Raw genomic sequence first — 16,599 nt, forward strand, 5'->3', positions numbered from 1 at the left:
GATTTGTGACAATAACGGCAATAGACGTCAGCTTTGGCCATGCTTTACCCTTAAAAGGCGGGAAGCATATCACAACAACTAACTATTTAATACATGACCTAATTTATTCCTTCGATAATAAAAAAGCACGGGAAGTATACAGAAATTAAATGCATACTGTAATAGTACCGTGATTTTATTATCACCTCTTTAACAATACAAAGCCGGGAAAGCCACCAAATGGCGACCGATTGCCTTTCCCAAAACGCAGTTCACACCCCGTTGACAACAACCCAGAACAGTCATCTTTTGACGGGTCATCTGTCGGATTACCATCAATATCAAAATACTGAGAGCCTGTGTAACCACACGGCGACTTGCGATATAACCCACGAATGCAACACGTACACAGACTGTGGATTTGCCGGGTGGGAATTTGAATACCCTGTAAATCGGCTGGAGAGGACAAGGCAAAATGAATGGTCGTGTTGTCTTCACTTGTCTTGCTGTCAATATAGAAGACGTCGATTTTCTCCTGCGTGGGATCGGCTTCGGGATTCCCCTCGGGAAAGCTACGGCATCCAGATAGTGCGCAAAGGTCATGCGGATAGTGACACGCGCCTGAGCCATGTTTTGATAGGCCAGACACAGGGCACTGATAGAGCCCTCCAAATTGGCAACACTGAGTGTCGGTGAGACCTCCCTGCCACCAAATAGACTTCATCGGCAGGTTGTCTAGGTTTTCCAGTTCCGTTTCTGCGTAAGGAATAGTGTGATTATGAAAATACAACTCCGGCCCACCAAAGACCGAGCCATCAACCGAAAATAATAGAATCTTGCTCCCCGGTTCAAGACGCTGGAGAGTGGCATTAATTGTCATAGTAAAGCTCCCTACGGGTGGTAGATGCGGGTGAAGGTGACCGATAAGGTGAAGTAAGTGCCGCTGGCCTGTAGGTTAAATTTTCCGACCAGATATGACCCCAGTTCAGATAACGGGTTACGCCATTTGAACGAGCGCCACCCCTGATGCTCGCGCAGAAATGCCACAATCGGTTCTACCTCAGACCAAGCCCCTATAAAAGACAGGGGCAGCTTTCCCGCTGTGAATTAATGCCATCCCCGGATGTCTGTTTATATCCGTCACCAAACTGAACGGAACGTACCACAGGCTCAAACTCACCCACCGCCCCCACTCTGGCGGGGAAATCAAATGTTTTTATCATCGCCTGCCTCCTTTGATGGCTACACTTAAATCGCCACCCTGACTTAAATTTTTACTCAGTAATGTTCTGAATCGTTGATCGACAAATTTAGCAATGTCATGCCCTGCGGATTCAAAGCCACCGGGGGCTTTCACTTCACTGCTCTTATCTGGGTCGACTACGATATCGACATTAATGGTTGTTTGATTAATTGATTCTTCAATTGGACCAAGGGATCAACTTCACCTACCATATCAAGACGCGGCGTAGCGCTCTGCCTTGCCTGCTCGGCCAGTTTTTCTTTGACCGAAGTTTGATATATCGCTTTACTGACTGACAGGTATTCCTGCTCGGTCAGCAAACGAGCATCATAAATCGCCTTGAGTTCCTGATTGGCTTCTTTTTCTTGCCGAACCAAAGCTTTTGCCGGTGCGTACTTTTCGGCTAAACGAGGTCGCATTGACCAGCAAGCCAACCGTTAATGTGGATAAATTTGCCATCACTTAACCCAATAATTTCATGACCGCCTCACACTGCGCCTGTGTCGTATCACGCGAAACAGGCGCAGAAGAGACCTCCTCTGTACGCGGTACGATAACGGCGCACCATCACCGGACGGCCACTGCCGTCATGACGCAGGGTGATTTCGCCCGTCTGTTCATCCATCAGCGGACGAACAAACCCGAAGATATTAATCAGAATAAAAACATGCCAGTCCATCAACTCAATGGGCTTGCCGGCCAATGCCCCTTTGACGTGGGGGACGAATTTGTAGAAATTGAGGATATGCTGCGCCCGGGGTTCACTGAACACAATCCCACGGGCTCCTCCGGTATTCAGGTCATTCAGGAAACGCTGGCAGGCAAATTTTACCAGTTCCCCGACGATAATTTCGCCTGCCACCACCCGTTCGGCGTAGCGAATGCCATCAGAGACTTTAGCCATGATTAATCCCTCATTTGTAAAAATTCAGTCAGTGGATCGGCTTTGTCTTCTCCGGCCATGTTGACCTTCGACTGACTGGAGGGTGACATACCGAACGCGCTGAGCATGGCGTGAATGCGTTTCCACGCATCGGCTTTCATGCCTGCTGTCGGATGCGCTTTAATTAACTCCTCATCGGTTCGGTAGGTGTAACCCTCTTTCTCCAGTGTTTCACAGTGCGTTCGGTATTAGACGTAGGCTTCAATCAGTAATTCAAGGGCTTTGGCATCAAGGCTGGTCAATACGCCGACTTTATCCAGCTCCCCGGCGATCCGCTCGTGCCAATACCGGCCCATTTTCCCAAAATGCTTGGGGATACCTTCTTCAAAATTTTATTATTTGATTCGCGCTTTAATCCAAGTTGTGAAATCACGCCCGACTTTAAGAAAAGTGTGTAATTTACGTCCGCTAACAGATTGAATTTCTTTGCCACCAATATCGCTAATAGCAACCGGAATACGTTCATCAAAATTGAGGCTACTCTGGTTTTTGGCGTGAGCGAATCCCTGACCGATTAAGGCCACATTTTTAGATTTCATATTTTTATCCTGTCTTAATTAACAGATTTTCGGCTGTAGGGGTTATTTACATTCTCTACTGTTGGTGGGTTACGTACCCAATGAAGCAAATCACTGAGCAACCAAGCACAAGAATTACGGCCTAGTGGTTTACGGGCAGGGAAGCGACCTTCATTTTCCAGTTTCCAGGCCGACGTTCTGGAAATAGAGATGATGTGATAGCATTCCTTTTCACGGATAAGACGTTCATAGGGTTCGCCATACTCGGAAAGGATAGAGCGGCGTTCTTCTGGCGTAGGAGTGTAAAATTTATCTGTCATTATGAAATCTCTTTTTTGATGTTATAAGAGGTATTCTAATGTTTTTATAATGTATATCTATACAGGTCTAGTGACTAGAAAAAGTGGTCTAAGTTATAGAATGGGGCTTCTTAGTCATAGAAACCCCTTTATAACTACTAGAAAGGGTAGGATTATTATTTGTTCGGTGATTTATAAGCATTGCTTAGTATTCCAGCAATAGCCTCTTGCGTTTTGATTGGTATTTCGTAATTTATAAAAAAGTTAGGTCTATCCATTAACTCTCTTGCAAATACTGAAAAATTAATAGTGCCATCATTTTTTCTGCATACTTGTTCAAATACATTCGGTTGTTCTTCTATTAATCTTAAAGCAGCTTTAAATATCTTTTCTCTGTTAGAGGCGTGGCGTTCTGCTGTTGGGTTAATAGTCTTCATTGGGGAAACTAAACTGTCTTTTTGGTATGTTAAATTAATTAATTCTGGCAATTTTTCTATGTCACCATTACACGAATTAATTTTATTAAAATCTTGATAATTGATCCAAAGGTTATCTTTATTAATTAATATATCTTTATTATCATCAAATAAAGGGTCATGACTCCAATAGTTAGATCACCCTATAAAGAATAGTATTCACCTTCGATGAAACTCCCTATCACTTTGTCGTGTATCTCTTCTGATTTGTGACAATAACGACAATACACGTCAACTCTAGCCATATCTTATCGATAAAAAGAAAGGAGTTTATCACAACATCTAACCATTGGCATCATGACCCATTTTGTGAAAGGTAATGCAAGTTTTGGTGGTTATGGTTTTCGTTTATTATATGGAAAAATACCATTTAATAAAAAGATTAGAGTTTTATTATCTAACTTCAGCTCTAAGCGGATTTTATGCATATTCTATGAAACTAAATGTTATCTTTGTAGATGATTCTGGGGATAATACTGATGATGGAGGTAATGGAAACCACTGTGACAACGGCCTTTATAACAAAGCCGATGTAAACTCAAATTATTCTGATGGAATTTTAAGTTTGAAAATAAAAAGTATTACAATAATTTAATTTTTTAAATCTCCTGAAAATCAGAAGGAAGACAGGATAGTTCCACTATATTCAGCTGCAAGAAAAATCCCTGAAAACACAGGTTTTCAGGGATTCAAAATTTTGGTGGAGCTAAGCGGGATCGAACCGCTGACCTCTTGCATGCCATGCAAGCGCTCTCCCAGCTGAGCTATAGCCCCACAAATGTGGTTCAGGTTTTGAATTCCAAATACTGGTTACTGGAACGTATTTGGTGGAGCTAAGCGGGATCGAACCGCTGACCTCTTGCATGCCATGCAAGCGCTCTCCCAGCTGAGCTATAGCCCCAAATCAAAATCCTGTGGAACGGGGCGAATCATATGAGACCCAGAGAATTCTGTCAATGTATTCATTAATATTCTCGGTGTAAGCGTTGAAAAAGCCACCAACGATCAATTTTGATAGCCAAAAATAAAGGCACTTCAATAAATTGAGTGCCTTCACTATTACTTCTCGTACTTCACATCAGAGAATGAAATGACGATTTATTGTGCTTCACGCTGAGCAATATAAGCCAGAGCTTTATCAATACGAGATAGCGAACGAGCTTGATTGATAGCATGGATCGTCATATCAACACTTGGTGATTGGCCTGCGCCAGTAACAGCAACACGCAGTGGCATACCGACTTTACCCATACCTACTTCCAGTTCATCAGCGGTCGCTTGAATTGCGTGATGAATATTTTCTGGGGTCCATTCTGTAATAGCAGCCAGTTTTGCACGAGCGACTTCCAATGGCTGGCGAGCAACAGGACGCAAGTGTTTCTTAGCGGCATCTGCATCAAATTCTGCGAACTCTTCATAGAAGTAACGGCAGGAAGCCGCCATTTCTTTCAGAGTCTTGCAACGTTCACCCAGCAGTTTGATCAACTCAGCCAATTCTGGGCCGGTACGAGTATCAATACCTTGCTGTTCAATATGCCACGCTAAATGAACAGCAACTTTTTCTGCTGGCAGGGTGTTGATGTAATGATGGTTCAACCATTGCAGCTTTTCAGTATTGAACGCACTGGCTGATTTGCTAATAGCATCCAGACTGAACAGTTCGGTCATCTCTTCAACTGTGAAGATTTCCTGATCGCCATGTGACCAACCCAAGCGAACCAGATAGTTCAACAGCGCTTCTGGCAAATAGCCATCATCACGATATTGCATCACACTAACGGCACCATGACGTTTGGACAGCTTTTTACCGTCGTCGCCAAGGATCATAGAAACGTGGGCATATTCTGGTACGGGAGCGCTTAGTGCTTTCAGGATATTAATCTGACGTGGTGTATTGTTGATATGGTCTTCACCACGGATAACATGGGTGATTTCCATATCCCAGTCATCGATGACAACACAGAAATTATAAGTTGGTGAGCCATCGGTACGACGAATGATCAAATCATCCAACTCTTGGTTGCTGAATTCGATTGGGCCACGAATGCTGTCATTAAAGATAACGGAACCTTCTTGCGGATTGCGGAAACGTACAACGTGTGGCTCATTGTGGCTATGCTGACATTCGCTATCACGGCATTGACCGTTATAACGTGGTTTTTCACCATTTGCCATCTGAGTTTCACGCAATTGCTCCAAATGTTCTTTAGAACAATAGCAGCGGTAAGCCGTGCCTTTCTCCAACATTTCATCAATAACTTGGTTGTAACGATCGAAACGTTTGGTCTGATAATAAGGGCCTTCATCCCAATTCAGATTTAACCAGTTCATTCCGTCCATAATTGCGTCGATGGCTTCTTGAGTGGAACGCTCCAGATCGGTGTCTTCAATGCGGAGCACAAATTCACCTTTATTGTGGCGGCTGTATAGCCAGGAATAAAGAGCAGTACGCGCACCACCAACGTGAAGATAGCCAGTAGGACTTGGTGCAAAACGGGTCTTAATTTTACTCATCGGGAATTGCCTTAATTACGTTTCTCTTTTTTTAGAGAGCGTTTTGGATGATTGATGTAACAATAGTGGGAGTTATTTTATCACTGCACTTCAATTCCTCAATGGCGTTAACGATAGGTTATTAAGAAAAGCCTAGATATATTGTTTAAATGATACCTTAGCGTGATTATAATTGTTTCATTCTGTTTAATTTTACGACGAACAGTGATTTTAATAATAAAAACCGTTGACTCACTTCGAACTATCCCTATAATGCGACTCCATCACGACGGGCGATTAGCTCAGTTGGTAGAGCATCTCCCTTACAAGGAGGGGGTCATCAGTTCGAATCTGGTATCGCCCACCATATTTCTCGTAGTGATAAGCGAAAGTAGTGGTAAATGTAGTGATAAAATGATTTTATGATTGGGCGATTAGCTCAGTTGGTAGAGCATCTCCCTTACAAGGAGGGGGTCATCAGTTCGAATCTGGTATCGCCCACCAATTATAAATCAGTGATATCGATGTCGTTATAGTCATCTTGAAGTGGGCGATTAGCTCAGTTGGTAGAGCATCTCCCTTACAAGGAGGGGGTCATCAGTTCGAATCTGGTATCGCCCACCACTTCATTGGATTGTTTCGCAGTATCACATTGATGTTTAGAATGGGTCGTTAGCTCAGTCGGTAGAGCAGTTGACTTTTAATCAATTGGTCGCAGGTTCGAATCCTGCACGACCCACCATTCAAATATCAAAATCAAAATTATCTAATTGGGTCGTTAGCTCAGTCGGTAGAGCAGTTGACTTTTAATCAATTGGTCGCAGGTTCGAATCCTGCACGACCCACCATTTAGATATAAAAATCAGAATTACCTAATCGGGTCGTTAGCTCAGTCGGTAGAGCAGTTGACTTTTAATCAATTGGTCGCAGGTTCGAATCCTGCACGACCCACCATTTAGGTATCAAGATATGAAGTGGGCGATTAGCTCAGTTGGTAGAGCATCTCCCTTACAAGGAGGGGGTCATCAGTTCGAATCTGGTATCGCCCACCACTTCATTTTTAACTCCTCAACCTTTCATTTCAGCGTTTACTTCACTTTTAATCCATAATTCTTGAATTTTTCCAAAACCCGCTGCATTTCTGCTTTAGAAAGTACAGGAACGTTTTCTATAATTGGCAGTATTTTTAAATATAATTGTGCCAATATCTCAATTTCATTGGCTAACCACAGTGCTTTTTCTAGGTTCACTTCCATAGCAATCATGCCATGATGCTGCATCAATAACGCCTTACTGTGTTTAATTTCTGTTTTTACACTATCAGCCAGTTCAGTTGTGCCAAAAGTGGCATAAGGAATACAGGGAATGTTATCGGTTCCTGTAACGGCTATCATATAGTGAATGGCGGGGATCGCATGATTGAGGATCGAAACTGCCGTTGCATTGATGGCATGGTTATGTACAACGGCATTGAGTTCAGGGCGAGCTTGATAGCAGGCTAGGTGAAAATGCCACTCGCTTGAAGGCACTTTATCAGCTTCATATTTTCCTTCATCACTGATATATACGATTTGCTCAGGTGCCAGTTTTTCATAAGGTACCCCGCTGGGAGTAATCAGAAACCCATTATGATAGCGGGCACTGATATTGCCAGATGTCCCTTGATTCAATCCAAGCTTATTCATTTTGAGACAGGTTTCGATGATCTCTTGAGTTATTTGTTCTCTGTTCATTATTTTCATCCTGAATAGTAATTACGACGGCTGCCCACATAGATCAGGAAAAAGCGCTCGTAATCATTCCTCGCTGGCATCGCAAATCCCACGTTCTGTAATCAATCCAGTGATAAATTCAGCGGGTGTGACATCAAAAGCATAATTTCCGCAAGATGTGCCTTGTGGTGCCGTATTGACCCAGCCTCGTGTACCTTCAGGCGTGATGCCGTATACATGGGATTGTTCTTCATCTGAACGCTGCTCAATGGGAATTTCTTTTACGCCATTCCATACCGTGAAATCCAAAGTAGGTGATGGCAAAGCGACATAAAAAGATAACTGATTGGCTTTAGCTGCCAATGCCTTGAGGTAAGTACCGACTTTATTGCATATATCGCCTCGGGCAGTCGTCCGATCGGTGCCGACAATGCAGAGATCTACCTTGCCATGTTGCATCAAATGACCACCTGTATTATCAGCGATCAAAGTATGTGGCACACCGTGTGAACCTAATTCGAAAGCCGTTAATCCTCCTTGATTGCGTGGTCGGGTTTCATCAACCCAGACATGAACCTTAATGCCTCCATTATGTGCCAGATAAATGGGGGCAAGAGCGGTTCCCCAATCTACTGTTGCAAGCCAGCCGGCATTACAGTGAGTCAGAATATTGACCGTTTCACCTTCTGATTTGGTTGCTGCGATATTTTGTATAATTTTTAGCCCATGCTCACCAATTTTGCGACACAGCTCTACATCTTCATCTGCGATTTCATTGGCGATACGATAAGCAGCTGTTTCGCGTAACGAGTGTTCGAGGTTTTCCAATGTTCAATTCCTTTCCGCATTAAAATAGGGTTCGGTAAAAATCAGGTCTTCTGTGAGCTTACAAAGTTCATGATTATTGGCGAAGCGAGCAGTCAGTTCTTTTTTTTCCTTGCTATTCATTCCAATATCTGAAGTACGGAACAGTGTATTGGCAAGAAAAACCCCGACATCTTTGGCAAGATGAGGGAGTTTTATCCCAGCAATTAATTGGTTACGTAGAATGATATGTTGAGACAGATACTCCATGGCAAAGAGAGACATTTCTTTATCATAAAAATAAACATCGGGAACATATTCTTTGGCGACTTTATTTTCTTCAATCAGCGCATGATATTCAAAGTACGAACGAACAAGAGAAAGTGTCCATGATTTACCAGCGACCCTGACGTAAGACAAAGCTTACTTCACGACAATGGTTTTCTCCTTTCCAGAGACAATAAAGACTAAATTGAGATTTCCATCCCCCACTTCCTGTATTTGCCAAGATTCAGTGGAGCCACCTAATGACATTGTTGTTGGTAAGTTTTTAGCCAGATAGAGTGGTAAAGATTCGCAAGTTTGTGGGATATATCCTACAAGGACATGAGCAGACATTATTTTTTTCATCCTGATAATTTCATGAAGCAAATTTCATAAATTGCACAGCGATAACTTATTCTGCTGTAATGATTTTTACATTTTTTAACTATAGATATGCAAAGGTAAAGTGTCTGTGATGGAACTAACGAATCTCCATTTAATGGAATACTAACTACGTTTGCGGTTTTGGCAGCGGAGGTAGGCCATAAGCCGCTCTGGCGCGATCACAGGCTTCATTATAATTGTCCGTTTCCCAAGCTTGGGTAAATTCTCTACAAGGAGAAGGTCTTTTATCATAGATAGAGCATAAGGTTGACTGACCAACTTCACCGCACAAACTAATACAGTGGGGATGAGGCTCATTTGTTCTTTCATACACCTCATGAAATTATTTAATTTTTCTGTTATAGCGGTGGGAACTGTCCCACCACCATCTTCGGCTTCTGCCCAATAAAATGAAACACGAAAATAGGCGCAGCAAGCACCGCAGTTGATACACGAGTTATTTTGTAGTTCAGATTGAGAAGTTAATGTTTGGCTCATATAAGATGTCACTATATGATGTTCTGCAACGAGTTTATTATTCTTTTTAAGCTACTATGATGTTTAAATCTAAATAACTAATATTAGCTTCATTATTTGGCAATAATATACCGTTTTTCAAAAAACGCTCCATCCCAGCCAGAGTAATACCATAAGCTTGTTCGGCAAAGAAAGAGCCTCCAGAGATCCGTTTCACACCTGCGGCGAAAAGTGCTTCTGCATTGGGGGCATTAGTTCTAGCCATGATATTCAGTGGTCCGTTAATATGAGAGCTAATTATTTGGCATGTTTTTAAGTCGGTCAAGCCGGGAATAAAAATGCAATCTGCACCAGCAGTAAGATAAGAATTAGCTCGGGAAATTAGATGCTCTGGTTCGGTACTTTCATTACGGAGCCATGAATCAATACGAGCATTAATAAATAAATCATAATTCAATTTATTTGCGGCTGTACGTACAGATGCAATCCTTTCAGAACCATCTTTTATAGACATCGATTTCCCATTCTGGGTATCTTCAATATTAATACCAAGACATTCGACAGAATACAGATCCTGTACAAGGTGATCCATATTTTCACCAATAGCTAATAAACCATCTTCGATATCGGCGGAAACTGGAAGATTGGTGTTGGAAGTAATTAAATCAAGTACCTTAATGATGATTTTTCTATCAGCTAATTGATTATCAGGATAGCCTAGGCTCCAGGATATTCCGGCACTGGTTGTTGCTATCGCTTTTGCGCCACTTTGTTCAGCTAAGCGGGTACTCATAACGTCCTATGAGTTAGCTAAGATCAGGCGACCCTCTTCATGCAACTGACGGAAAGTTTGAATTTTTTCATGTAGGCTTATTTTTATCATGTTGTTTTCTCAATGATGAGTGTTATTTGGCATTTAATATATGGCCTTAATTGGTATTATCAGCATGTATACGGATGTTGTTTGATAAAACCTAACTTATCATTACACTGGGTTTATTTACAGTCAATATATAACTTAAGAAAAAATTAAGTTTAACAAAATGTAAATTAATTTTCTTTGTAAATAATTTCACTTGATAACTTTTTCGTTTTTTATGATGAGTGGTAGATAGCTATGTAGACATATTTCGCTAGCTAACGAAGTAAGATAATAAAATAAATTCCAGAATAGTTAATTCTATTTTTTGGAGATTATTATGAAAGAGTGCCATATGGGTTATCAAGATTTTCATAAAATTAAATCTATTTTTTCAGATAAATCATTCACTGTACGCCCAAAATCAGAACCAGTTCCAAAGGAGATTGAAAACAGTTGTGCTGGTGATATTTTTTCAGCGCTTGTTCGTATGAGGGATGGTTGTGAACATGAAAGGTTAAAAGTAGCAGTAATGCAGGCATTAAATCATTTTACAGAGCAGGAAATTTATCAAACGACTTTAATAGTTGCAAAAATATTGTATAGGGATAAAAAAATACATTCGGCGGAATCATTGACTACATTTAATTATGCTTTACCTATATGTGTTATTGGGTATTTCTTAGGGATCCCACAAAATAAATGGGAGAACTTGGTTACTAATGCTCGTGAATTTTTCAAATGTATTATTTATAATGGAGATAGGAATAATATAACAAATTCAATTTTGGCATCAAAATATTTATATACTCAATTGAACAATTCTTCTGGTATTTTATTGAATAAATTAACAAAAACATGTTTGGTACAAGGTATTGATGATAAACATATTGTGATTTCGAATGCGATAGGCTTTTTCTTCCAAGTTTCAGATGGTACAACAGGATTATTAGGAAAATTGTTAATTCGATATGGAAAAAGTAAGGAGAAAAATGGTGTTAAGTTTTTGGATGAAATATTGAGTAATGATCCTCCGATAAACAACACACGAAGATTTACTATAGAAAATGGGAATAATCCAATTGAAAAATTAATGACTTTAACATTAAAGGCGAATGAAGGTACTTTACCTTTTGGTTATGGGAATCATTGTTGTCCTGGCGAAATTTGGGGAAAAACGATTGCATTATCTGCGTTTGATTTCCTTATTTCTCAACCAATCCCTGATCTTTTTATTTCATGCTACCAATGGAAGAATTCTCCAAATACGTCAGTTCCAGAGTTTATAACGTGTTAAAGTAAATAATAATATGTTTTTTTATTAATTTTTTAGTTATCTTTACTGTAATATAATAATGTTTTTTTAATAATATTATCATGGTTACTATATTTTAAGTTGTAGCTAGAAAACTACAACTTAAAGTTTTTTAAATATATAGGTTTTTTTGTTCAAGTAAGGAAAAAACAGCCTGAATAACTTTATTTAAATCAATATTATTAACATTCTCTGGATCATATAAAGTAATACATGTATCGTTAATTGCCAATGGTGCCCAATTTTCAGGTTTTGTCACACCATAAAGAGCAACTAGTTTTTTTGTAAAGCGGCCGCTAAATGGCAGATACCACCATCACCAACAACAATCAATGTCATATGATTCAATAAATTTAAAAAATAACTTAGTGATTCAGATATTACAATTTCACTATTTTTCCCTATACGTAATTTTAAATCTTCAGCTAAATTTATATCATTTTTAAATGAAGAAATTATAAATTTGGCATTTGGATAATGATTCAGTATCTTAAATGCTATTGAAGTCAGACGATCATTATTTATTAGGCTATTTTTTCGGTTATTAGAAACAGAAAATAAAATAATCGGTGAATGATAATAAATCGTCTGAGTTGTATTTTGAAGTACAATTCGGGGAAGTAACTCTGCAGGCAATTTTTTTTCGTTAGGTGAGAGTGTACGTAGTATTTTTAATGCCTGATGATAACCATTGACTTGTTTTTTACTCACTGGGTGGTTAATTAATTTAGAATGCCAATCTTTATCATCGACAACAGCATAACGTTCTTTAGCTCCTAATAACCATAAAAACAAATTATTCAGCTTCATTGGGGTAGGTTTAGCTGATATGGCAATATCAAATTTCTCTCGACGAAATGTCAATGCAGTCTTAAAAATCGAAAAATATTTATTCCCTTTGGGAATAATATTGATTTTTATGCCTGAACACAAATAATTAGCAAGTTCAAAATTACTGGCATCAATAAATAGATTAATTTCTGATTCCGGGTACTTAATTTGTAAAAATTTTACTAATGGCTGGGTACTAATGAGATCACCAAGTCCATTTCGACGCAATATAGCTATTTTCATATGATTTTTTTTAAAATAAAACAGTTATCGCACAGTTTGGGGGATATGTAATCAGAAAAGCTTTTTGTTTGATTATGTTACTCGTTGCTATATTTCTCTTAAGTGGAGTTGGATGTTACTGGTGTCCCTGCAGGAATCGAAAATAAATTTAACTAAATGAATTGTAATAACTTATTTTAAATTTGTTGTTTATGTGCCCCTTTTTTTGCCCCTTAAGTTATTTTGCATAACTAATTTATTTAATCTTATAATTTTAATGATCTTTATTTACTTAATAATACTTTATTAGACTTATAAAATAAAAATGCCATGAGTTTTAGAAATGGTTAAATTTGACGATCATTTTCAGTCTCAAGGCTTCGTATTAAATTTCATTTTTTTACGAGATAGGTCAAAAAGTTAGTAACAATTATTCTACTGATTGATTGTGAGCCTTACGCTCAATTAATCTACTATACGAATCAAAATAACGGCTAGGCCAGATTTCAGAGGGATGTATTTCGAGATAGTTAGCAATAATCCATTCGCCTTTAGGCCACGGGCGGCTAAGAGTATTTGCCAGTGTAGATGAACTGAGTCCCGCTTCACGAGAAATAGCCGCTAAGGTTGTTCCACATTTACGTAATGCAGCAATAATATCGGCTTGATGCCAGTCATTTTTAACATTAGTCATTCTTGCTACCCCTTCCATTAATTAATATTGATGGTGGCGATCCAGACAGGGTTTGCAGACCGGATGTATCCAACCGGTGAGGCCGAAACCTCCCCTGCCTGAACCACCATTGAAAAGGCGATAGCAGACACACTGGTAGAAATTTCCTACCAGTGGGATACATCCAAGGCTGCAAAACCTTGACCATTGGATTTTGCCAATGGCGGAGCTACTTTAACTGATTGGTTTATCTGGTTCAATAAGCGAATCAGTATAAACGCTTAACTTTTTGCGTTATATGCTATTAAACAGCCCATGCAAGCTGATACTCTTGCTACTCTGGATTCAAGCAAATATGACAGTTAGCTCAGTGCCAGAAGCGGACATTCCAAGCATCACAGTTTGTTGATTATTGTGGAGTAGGTTAGTCACGCATTTCCGGAAAGTAAAATACTAACCAAGAAATGGGGCAAAAGCTCCTGTTATAGTACAAATATCAAGCTAAATAAGGTCTATCTTTGCTTCTATCCAATAGATCAAAGAAAAAGGTATCTTCGATTCTCTTGTTAAGACCTATTTTTATGTTTGTAGAGTTATTGAAAAAGAAGTCTAGGTGGTATCGGGGGTGTAAGCGCCCATTAGCGTTAGCTTCATCATCATCAAATCTAAAGTAGCCATGATCAATGAGTAAAAGCGATGATATTGCATCACAGTAGTTAACAGCCTGTTGTATGTCTCTATCAAAGTTGTCACAAAGAGCAACAGAAATAGCCTCATGAGAAAAATAACCATTCTCGCAAGTGGTAATAACATTCCTGCATCTAGAGATGAACTCTGAATTAACAGGCATTTCATAAGCATCATAGTTAAAACTTATATTCTCTTCATATTCAATTACTTGAAAAGGTAAGTTCATAGTGAAAAAACCATCTGGCTTTCTAGCAATGATCCTTTTATTAGTTCCTGTGCTTATCAATAAATCAAAATATTTTGTTTCTTTGTTCCATGACTGATGACAAGAGTTAATTATTTCAGCCGTTACAAGCAGGTTTTCTAAATTTTAGAAAACATCCCTTACTGGCCTAAATCTGTCAAAATATTCACAAGGTATATTTTTAAAAAGATACTGACTCATAATTTCAAATTCCTGTTATATTCAATCTCAATGAGTTGAAAAACATAATCCCCATCAATTTCATCATCTTCAGAAATAATTTTTTCACTCTGTCTGTTATTTTTGCAATCAAACGCGGAGAGGCCTTCTTATCAGCACAAAAATTTTTTACCATAGTTGAAATTGAAATAGGCTCATCTAGGACAATAAAGTCTTTTTGATTAATTATCTCCTGATCCGACGGGAGGCGGACATTCATATAACTATTTATATTTAGAAAATCTAAACCTTGCTGAATGTTTTCCATTGCTGGATTTTCTTTGTCATCACCCAATACTAAATGGCTCTCTAAAAACGAGCGAGCCATCATTGTATAGAGAGCATTTCGAAATGTGGTTTTTTTTTACTAATTTCATAGCAAAACAAATTAAAAATGGAAATTCTAATCCTTTGGTATTATTAATGTTTGAGATGAATAGTTTCCCATCTTGTTTAGATTTTTTTCGTGAGAGATATTTGAATCCCAACCTAGTTGTTGTTTAACCTTTAATTTAAGAGATTGAATAACGTCATAAATATATACTGCAGTATCGAGAAAGATTACTGCTATATCCCCCTCTTCCAGAGTTGGATGTCTATGCCTAATATCTTTTATGATATCAATAATTTTTGTTGATTCATCATCCTGCTTGTCAAGCAAATGAAGGTTCGTGCTTTTATAATTCTTAGGTATATCTTCAAATCTTCGTAATGGATCTCTTGAAAGTTCTACACGTCCATCTATTTGTTTGTATTTGTAACCGCAGGAGTCCCACTTAGTTTCTTTTAGCCACCTTAAAACGGGTTCTTCATATAAGCCCATACCCAGAGCATGTGAAAACATTAAATTCTTTGGATCAGTTCTGTAACATTTCTTTAAAACTATTTCTGCTCGATTTACATTATCACTAATCGGCATAAAAATATTCTGAAACACATCGCCAGCAACATAAACCTTTTCAGATGTAATCATTTCACATAGATCGATAAAGCTTTGAGTAAAATCTTGGCTTTCATCAATGAACAAGTAATCAAGCGTTTTTTTTCAGAGCGACCACTATTATTGATATCGATTATTGCTTTCTTGCAGAGAGCATCAAAGTCTCCATTTCCAAACCCCCCAAAAGGAATTTCATAAAAGTAACAAATGTATCTATACATGCCTGAGAATGGATCGCGGCTTAATCCCCATGAGTTAAAGCAAAAAAGTTTTGTCCCCCATTCAATTTGTTTTTCAACTCTCATAAAATCGAAAAATCCTGGTATTCTGTTCCGCATTGTGGAAGCAAGAATTTTATTATAACAAGTGAAAGCTATCTTCGAATCTGGATTTTTAGAATAAACCTCTTTGAGTTTATGTAATAGTAATTCTGTTTTACCTGAACCAGCTAAACCCCAGGGCGCGAGTATACTTTTTTATCCCCTATTGAATGAAAAGTAATGGCATGATCTAATTAACCTTATTTTTCTTCTAATTACTTGCTACTTGCATATGACCCTGATTGAACATTTATCCGTTGTTAAAGAAACCCGCTCTGATATTAATCGTCAGTACGATCTGATTGATGTGATTTTTCTTGTCGTCAGTGCCATTATGGCGGGTGCCGAAGGTTGGCAAGATATTGAAACTTATGGCCGGGCAAAGATTAAGTGGCTAAAAACGTATCGCCCATTCCTCAATGGAATACCCCGTCGGCATACCATTGCGAGAATATTGCGTGCTATCGGGTCATGTATTAAATAGTTAGATTGAATATCAAAAATAGTACTCACGCTCAATAAAAGTTCCTATCACCTTATCGTGCATTTCTTCGGATTTTGAATAACTGATAGTTTTTCTATTCAGTCTTTTTATTCGAGTACGCTGAGTTAAATTCGTTCTCTCTATACGCTGAGTAAACGTCTTTCCAGTCAGGTGATCTTCCTCGGGAAGGTTATCATAAACAACATAATC

General features: G+C 38.8%; 19 protein-coding genes, 9 tRNA genes and 6 pseudogenes. 10 read left to right on the plus strand and 24 right to left on the minus strand.

The features are described from left to right. Window positions 1-181 precede the first annotated feature (181 nt). The 10 genes and pseudogenes from Xhom_RS14005 to Xhom_RS14035 all read right to left on the minus strand — a co-directional run bounded on the left by Xhom_RS14005 (window position 182) and on the right by Xhom_RS14035 (window position 3,470). On the minus strand, window positions 182-859 hold the full coding sequence (locus Xhom_RS14005) for a phage minor tail protein L (protein ID WP_244590782.1): 678 nt from the start codon (window positions 857-859) through the stop codon (window positions 182-184). Between the two features lie 11 nt (window positions 860-870). Then, a complete protein-coding gene (locus Xhom_RS42815) occupies window positions 871-1,026 on the minus strand; it encodes a hypothetical protein (protein WP_335673748.1) in 156 nt (51 codons plus the stop codon). A gap of 26 nt (window positions 1,027-1,052) precedes the next feature. After that, a complete protein-coding gene (locus Xhom_RS42820) occupies window positions 1,053-1,202 on the minus strand; it encodes a phage tail protein (protein ID WP_335673747.1) in 150 nt (49 codons plus the stop codon). Beyond that, window positions 1,199-1,336, minus strand: coding sequence for a hypothetical protein (locus Xhom_RS30230; RefSeq protein ID WP_157104583.1), 138 nt, complete (start codon window positions 1,334-1,336; stop codon window positions 1,199-1,201). Before Xhom_RS30230 ends, Xhom_RS42820 begins: the two co-directional genes overlap by 4 nt. A gap of 23 nt (window positions 1,337-1,359) precedes the next feature. Beyond that, window positions 1,360-1,641, minus strand: coding sequence for a hypothetical protein (locus tag Xhom_RS14015; protein ID WP_069315131.1), 282 nt, complete (start codon window positions 1,639-1,641; stop codon window positions 1,360-1,362). 122 nt (window positions 1,642-1,763) lie between these two features. Next, window positions 1,764-2,126: pseudogene (locus Xhom_RS14020) on the minus strand (terminase large subunit); the annotation flags it as partial. 2 nt (window positions 2,127-2,128) lie between these two features. Then, window positions 2,129-2,482, minus strand: a pseudogene (locus Xhom_RS33425) (phage terminase small subunit P27 family); the annotation flags it as partial. An 18-nt stretch (window positions 2,483-2,500) separates the two neighbouring features. Then, window positions 2,501-2,704: an antA/AntB antirepressor family protein gene (locus tag Xhom_RS36620; RefSeq protein ID WP_069315129.1), complete on the minus strand. Its 204-nt coding sequence runs from the start codon at window positions 2,702-2,704 to the stop codon at window positions 2,501-2,503. A gap of 14 nt (window positions 2,705-2,718) precedes the next feature. After that, window positions 2,719-3,003 carry a helix-turn-helix transcriptional regulator gene (locus Xhom_RS14030; RefSeq protein WP_069315128.1) on the minus strand — a complete coding sequence of 95 codons (285 nt, stop codon included), beginning with the start codon at window positions 3,001-3,003 and terminating at the stop codon, window positions 2,719-2,721. A gap of 155 nt (window positions 3,004-3,158) precedes the next feature. Continuing rightward, the gene (locus Xhom_RS14035) at window positions 3,159-3,470 is read right to left on the minus strand and encodes a hypothetical protein (RefSeq protein ID WP_069315127.1); all 312 of its coding nucleotides are present in this window, start codon (window positions 3,468-3,470) and stop codon (window positions 3,159-3,161) included. Between the two features lie 343 nt (window positions 3,471-3,813). Between Xhom_RS14035 and Xhom_RS14040 the strand changes: the two genes are divergently transcribed. Then, the gene (locus tag Xhom_RS14040; protein ID WP_145957457.1) at window positions 3,814-4,053 is read left to right on the plus strand and encodes a hypothetical protein; all 240 of its coding nucleotides are present in this window, start codon (window positions 3,814-3,816) and stop codon (window positions 4,051-4,053) included. Window positions 4,054-4,156: 103 nt separating this feature from the next. On the opposite strand, the gene Xhom_RS14045 is transcribed toward Xhom_RS14040, so the two are convergent. From Xhom_RS14045 to gltX, 3 genes are all read right to left on the minus strand, one after another. Next, window positions 4,157-4,232: transfer RNA gene (locus tag Xhom_RS14045), tRNA-Ala, on the minus strand. A gap of 51 nt (window positions 4,233-4,283) precedes the next feature. Continuing rightward, window positions 4,284-4,359, minus strand: a tRNA-Ala gene (locus Xhom_RS14050). A gap of 197 nt (window positions 4,360-4,556) precedes the next feature. After that, window positions 4,557-5,972: a glutamate--tRNA ligase gene (gene gltX, locus Xhom_RS14055; RefSeq protein WP_069315125.1), complete on the minus strand. Its 1,416-nt coding sequence runs from the start codon at window positions 5,970-5,972 to the stop codon at window positions 4,557-4,559. Between the two features lie 270 nt (window positions 5,973-6,242). On the opposite strand from gltX, the gene Xhom_RS14060 reads away from it, so the two are divergent. The 7 genes from Xhom_RS14060 to Xhom_RS14090 all read left to right on the plus strand — a co-directional run bounded on the left by Xhom_RS14060 (window position 6,243) and on the right by Xhom_RS14090 (window position 7,003). Then, window positions 6,243-6,318: transfer RNA gene (locus Xhom_RS14060), tRNA-Val, on the plus strand. A gap of 61 nt (window positions 6,319-6,379) precedes the next feature. Further along, window positions 6,380-6,455, plus strand: a tRNA-Val gene (locus tag Xhom_RS14065). A 44-nt stretch (window positions 6,456-6,499) separates the two neighbouring features. After that, window positions 6,500-6,575 (plus strand) — tRNA-Val (locus Xhom_RS14070). Window positions 6,576-6,617: 42 nt separating this feature from the next. Continuing rightward, window positions 6,618-6,693 (plus strand) — tRNA-Lys (locus Xhom_RS14075). 30 nt (window positions 6,694-6,723) lie between these two features. Further along, window positions 6,724-6,799, plus strand: a tRNA-Lys gene (locus Xhom_RS14080). A gap of 30 nt (window positions 6,800-6,829) precedes the next feature. Then, window positions 6,830-6,905, plus strand: a tRNA-Lys gene (locus Xhom_RS14085). 22 nt (window positions 6,906-6,927) lie between these two features. After that, window positions 6,928-7,003, plus strand: a tRNA-Val gene (locus tag Xhom_RS14090). A 36-nt stretch (window positions 7,004-7,039) separates the two neighbouring features. Here the strand turns inward: Xhom_RS14090 and Xhom_RS14095 are convergent. The 6 genes and pseudogenes from Xhom_RS14095 to Xhom_RS14120 form a co-directional block, all read right to left on the minus strand. After that, window positions 7,040-7,684 (minus strand): L-fuculose-phosphate aldolase, encoded by a 645-nt coding sequence (locus Xhom_RS14095; protein WP_069315124.1) that lies wholly within the window; start codon window positions 7,682-7,684, stop codon window positions 7,040-7,042. A 63-nt stretch (window positions 7,685-7,747) separates the two neighbouring features. Next, on the minus strand, window positions 7,748-8,491 hold the full coding sequence (gene mtnA / locus Xhom_RS14100) for an S-methyl-5-thioribose-1-phosphate isomerase (RefSeq protein WP_232326221.1): 744 nt from the start codon (window positions 8,489-8,491) through the stop codon (window positions 7,748-7,750). Window positions 8,492-8,494: 3 nt separating this feature from the next. Beyond that, the gene (locus tag Xhom_RS14105) at window positions 8,495-8,887 is read right to left on the minus strand and encodes a hypothetical protein (RefSeq protein WP_069315123.1); all 393 of its coding nucleotides are present in this window, start codon (window positions 8,885-8,887) and stop codon (window positions 8,495-8,497) included. Between the two features lie 3 nt (window positions 8,888-8,890). Next, complete coding sequence (locus Xhom_RS14110) at window positions 8,891-9,085, minus strand: hypothetical protein (protein ID WP_145957458.1); 195 nt, start codon at window positions 9,083-9,085, stop codon at window positions 8,891-8,893. 157 nt (window positions 9,086-9,242) lie between these two features. Further along, window positions 9,243-9,613: pseudogene (locus tag Xhom_RS14115) on the minus strand (YkgJ family cysteine cluster protein). Between the two features lie 46 nt (window positions 9,614-9,659). Beyond that, window positions 9,660-10,385, minus strand: coding sequence for an isocitrate lyase/PEP mutase family protein (locus Xhom_RS14120; protein WP_069315121.1), 726 nt, complete (start codon window positions 10,383-10,385; stop codon window positions 9,660-9,662). A 406-nt stretch (window positions 10,386-10,791) separates the two neighbouring features. Between Xhom_RS14120 and Xhom_RS14125 the strand changes: the two genes are divergently transcribed. Then, on the plus strand, window positions 10,792-11,748 hold the full coding sequence (locus Xhom_RS14125) for a hypothetical protein (protein WP_069315120.1): 957 nt from the start codon (window positions 10,792-10,794) through the stop codon (window positions 11,746-11,748). Between the two features lie 291 nt (window positions 11,749-12,039). Here Xhom_RS14125 and Xhom_RS14130 read toward each other — a convergent pair whose 3' ends face one another. From Xhom_RS14130 to Xhom_RS14145, 4 genes and pseudogenes are all read right to left on the minus strand, one after another. Next, the gene (locus tag Xhom_RS14130; RefSeq protein ID WP_145957459.1) at window positions 12,040-12,840 is read right to left on the minus strand and encodes a glycosyltransferase family 9 protein; all 801 of its coding nucleotides are present in this window, start codon (window positions 12,838-12,840) and stop codon (window positions 12,040-12,042) included. Between the two features lie 409 nt (window positions 12,841-13,249). Then, window positions 13,250-13,513, minus strand: coding sequence for a helix-turn-helix domain-containing protein (locus Xhom_RS14135; RefSeq protein WP_069315118.1), 264 nt, complete (start codon window positions 13,511-13,513; stop codon window positions 13,250-13,252). Between the two features lie 475 nt (window positions 13,514-13,988). Next, window positions 13,989-14,627, minus strand: a pseudogene (locus Xhom_RS14140) (hypothetical protein). Further along, window positions 14,624-16,040 (minus strand): annotated as a pseudogene (locus tag Xhom_RS14145) (DEAD/DEAH box helicase); the annotation flags it as partial. The pseudogenes Xhom_RS14145 and Xhom_RS14140, both read right to left, overlap by 4 nt. A 97-nt stretch (window positions 16,041-16,137) precedes the next feature. Between Xhom_RS14145 and Xhom_RS14155 the strand changes: the two are divergent. Further along, window positions 16,138-16,371, plus strand: a pseudogene (locus tag Xhom_RS14155) (transposase family protein); the annotation flags it as partial. Between the two features lie 30 nt (window positions 16,372-16,401). Here the strand turns inward: Xhom_RS14155 and Xhom_RS14160 are convergent. Further along, window positions 16,402-16,599: IS1 family transposase (locus Xhom_RS14160; RefSeq protein WP_244590771.1), on the minus strand; the 198-nt coding region annotated here is incomplete at its 5' end.

This window comes from Xenorhabdus hominickii (genome assembly GCF_002632725.1).
Classification (GTDB): Bacteria; Pseudomonadota; Gammaproteobacteria; order Enterobacterales; family Enterobacteriaceae; genus Xenorhabdus; species Xenorhabdus hominickii.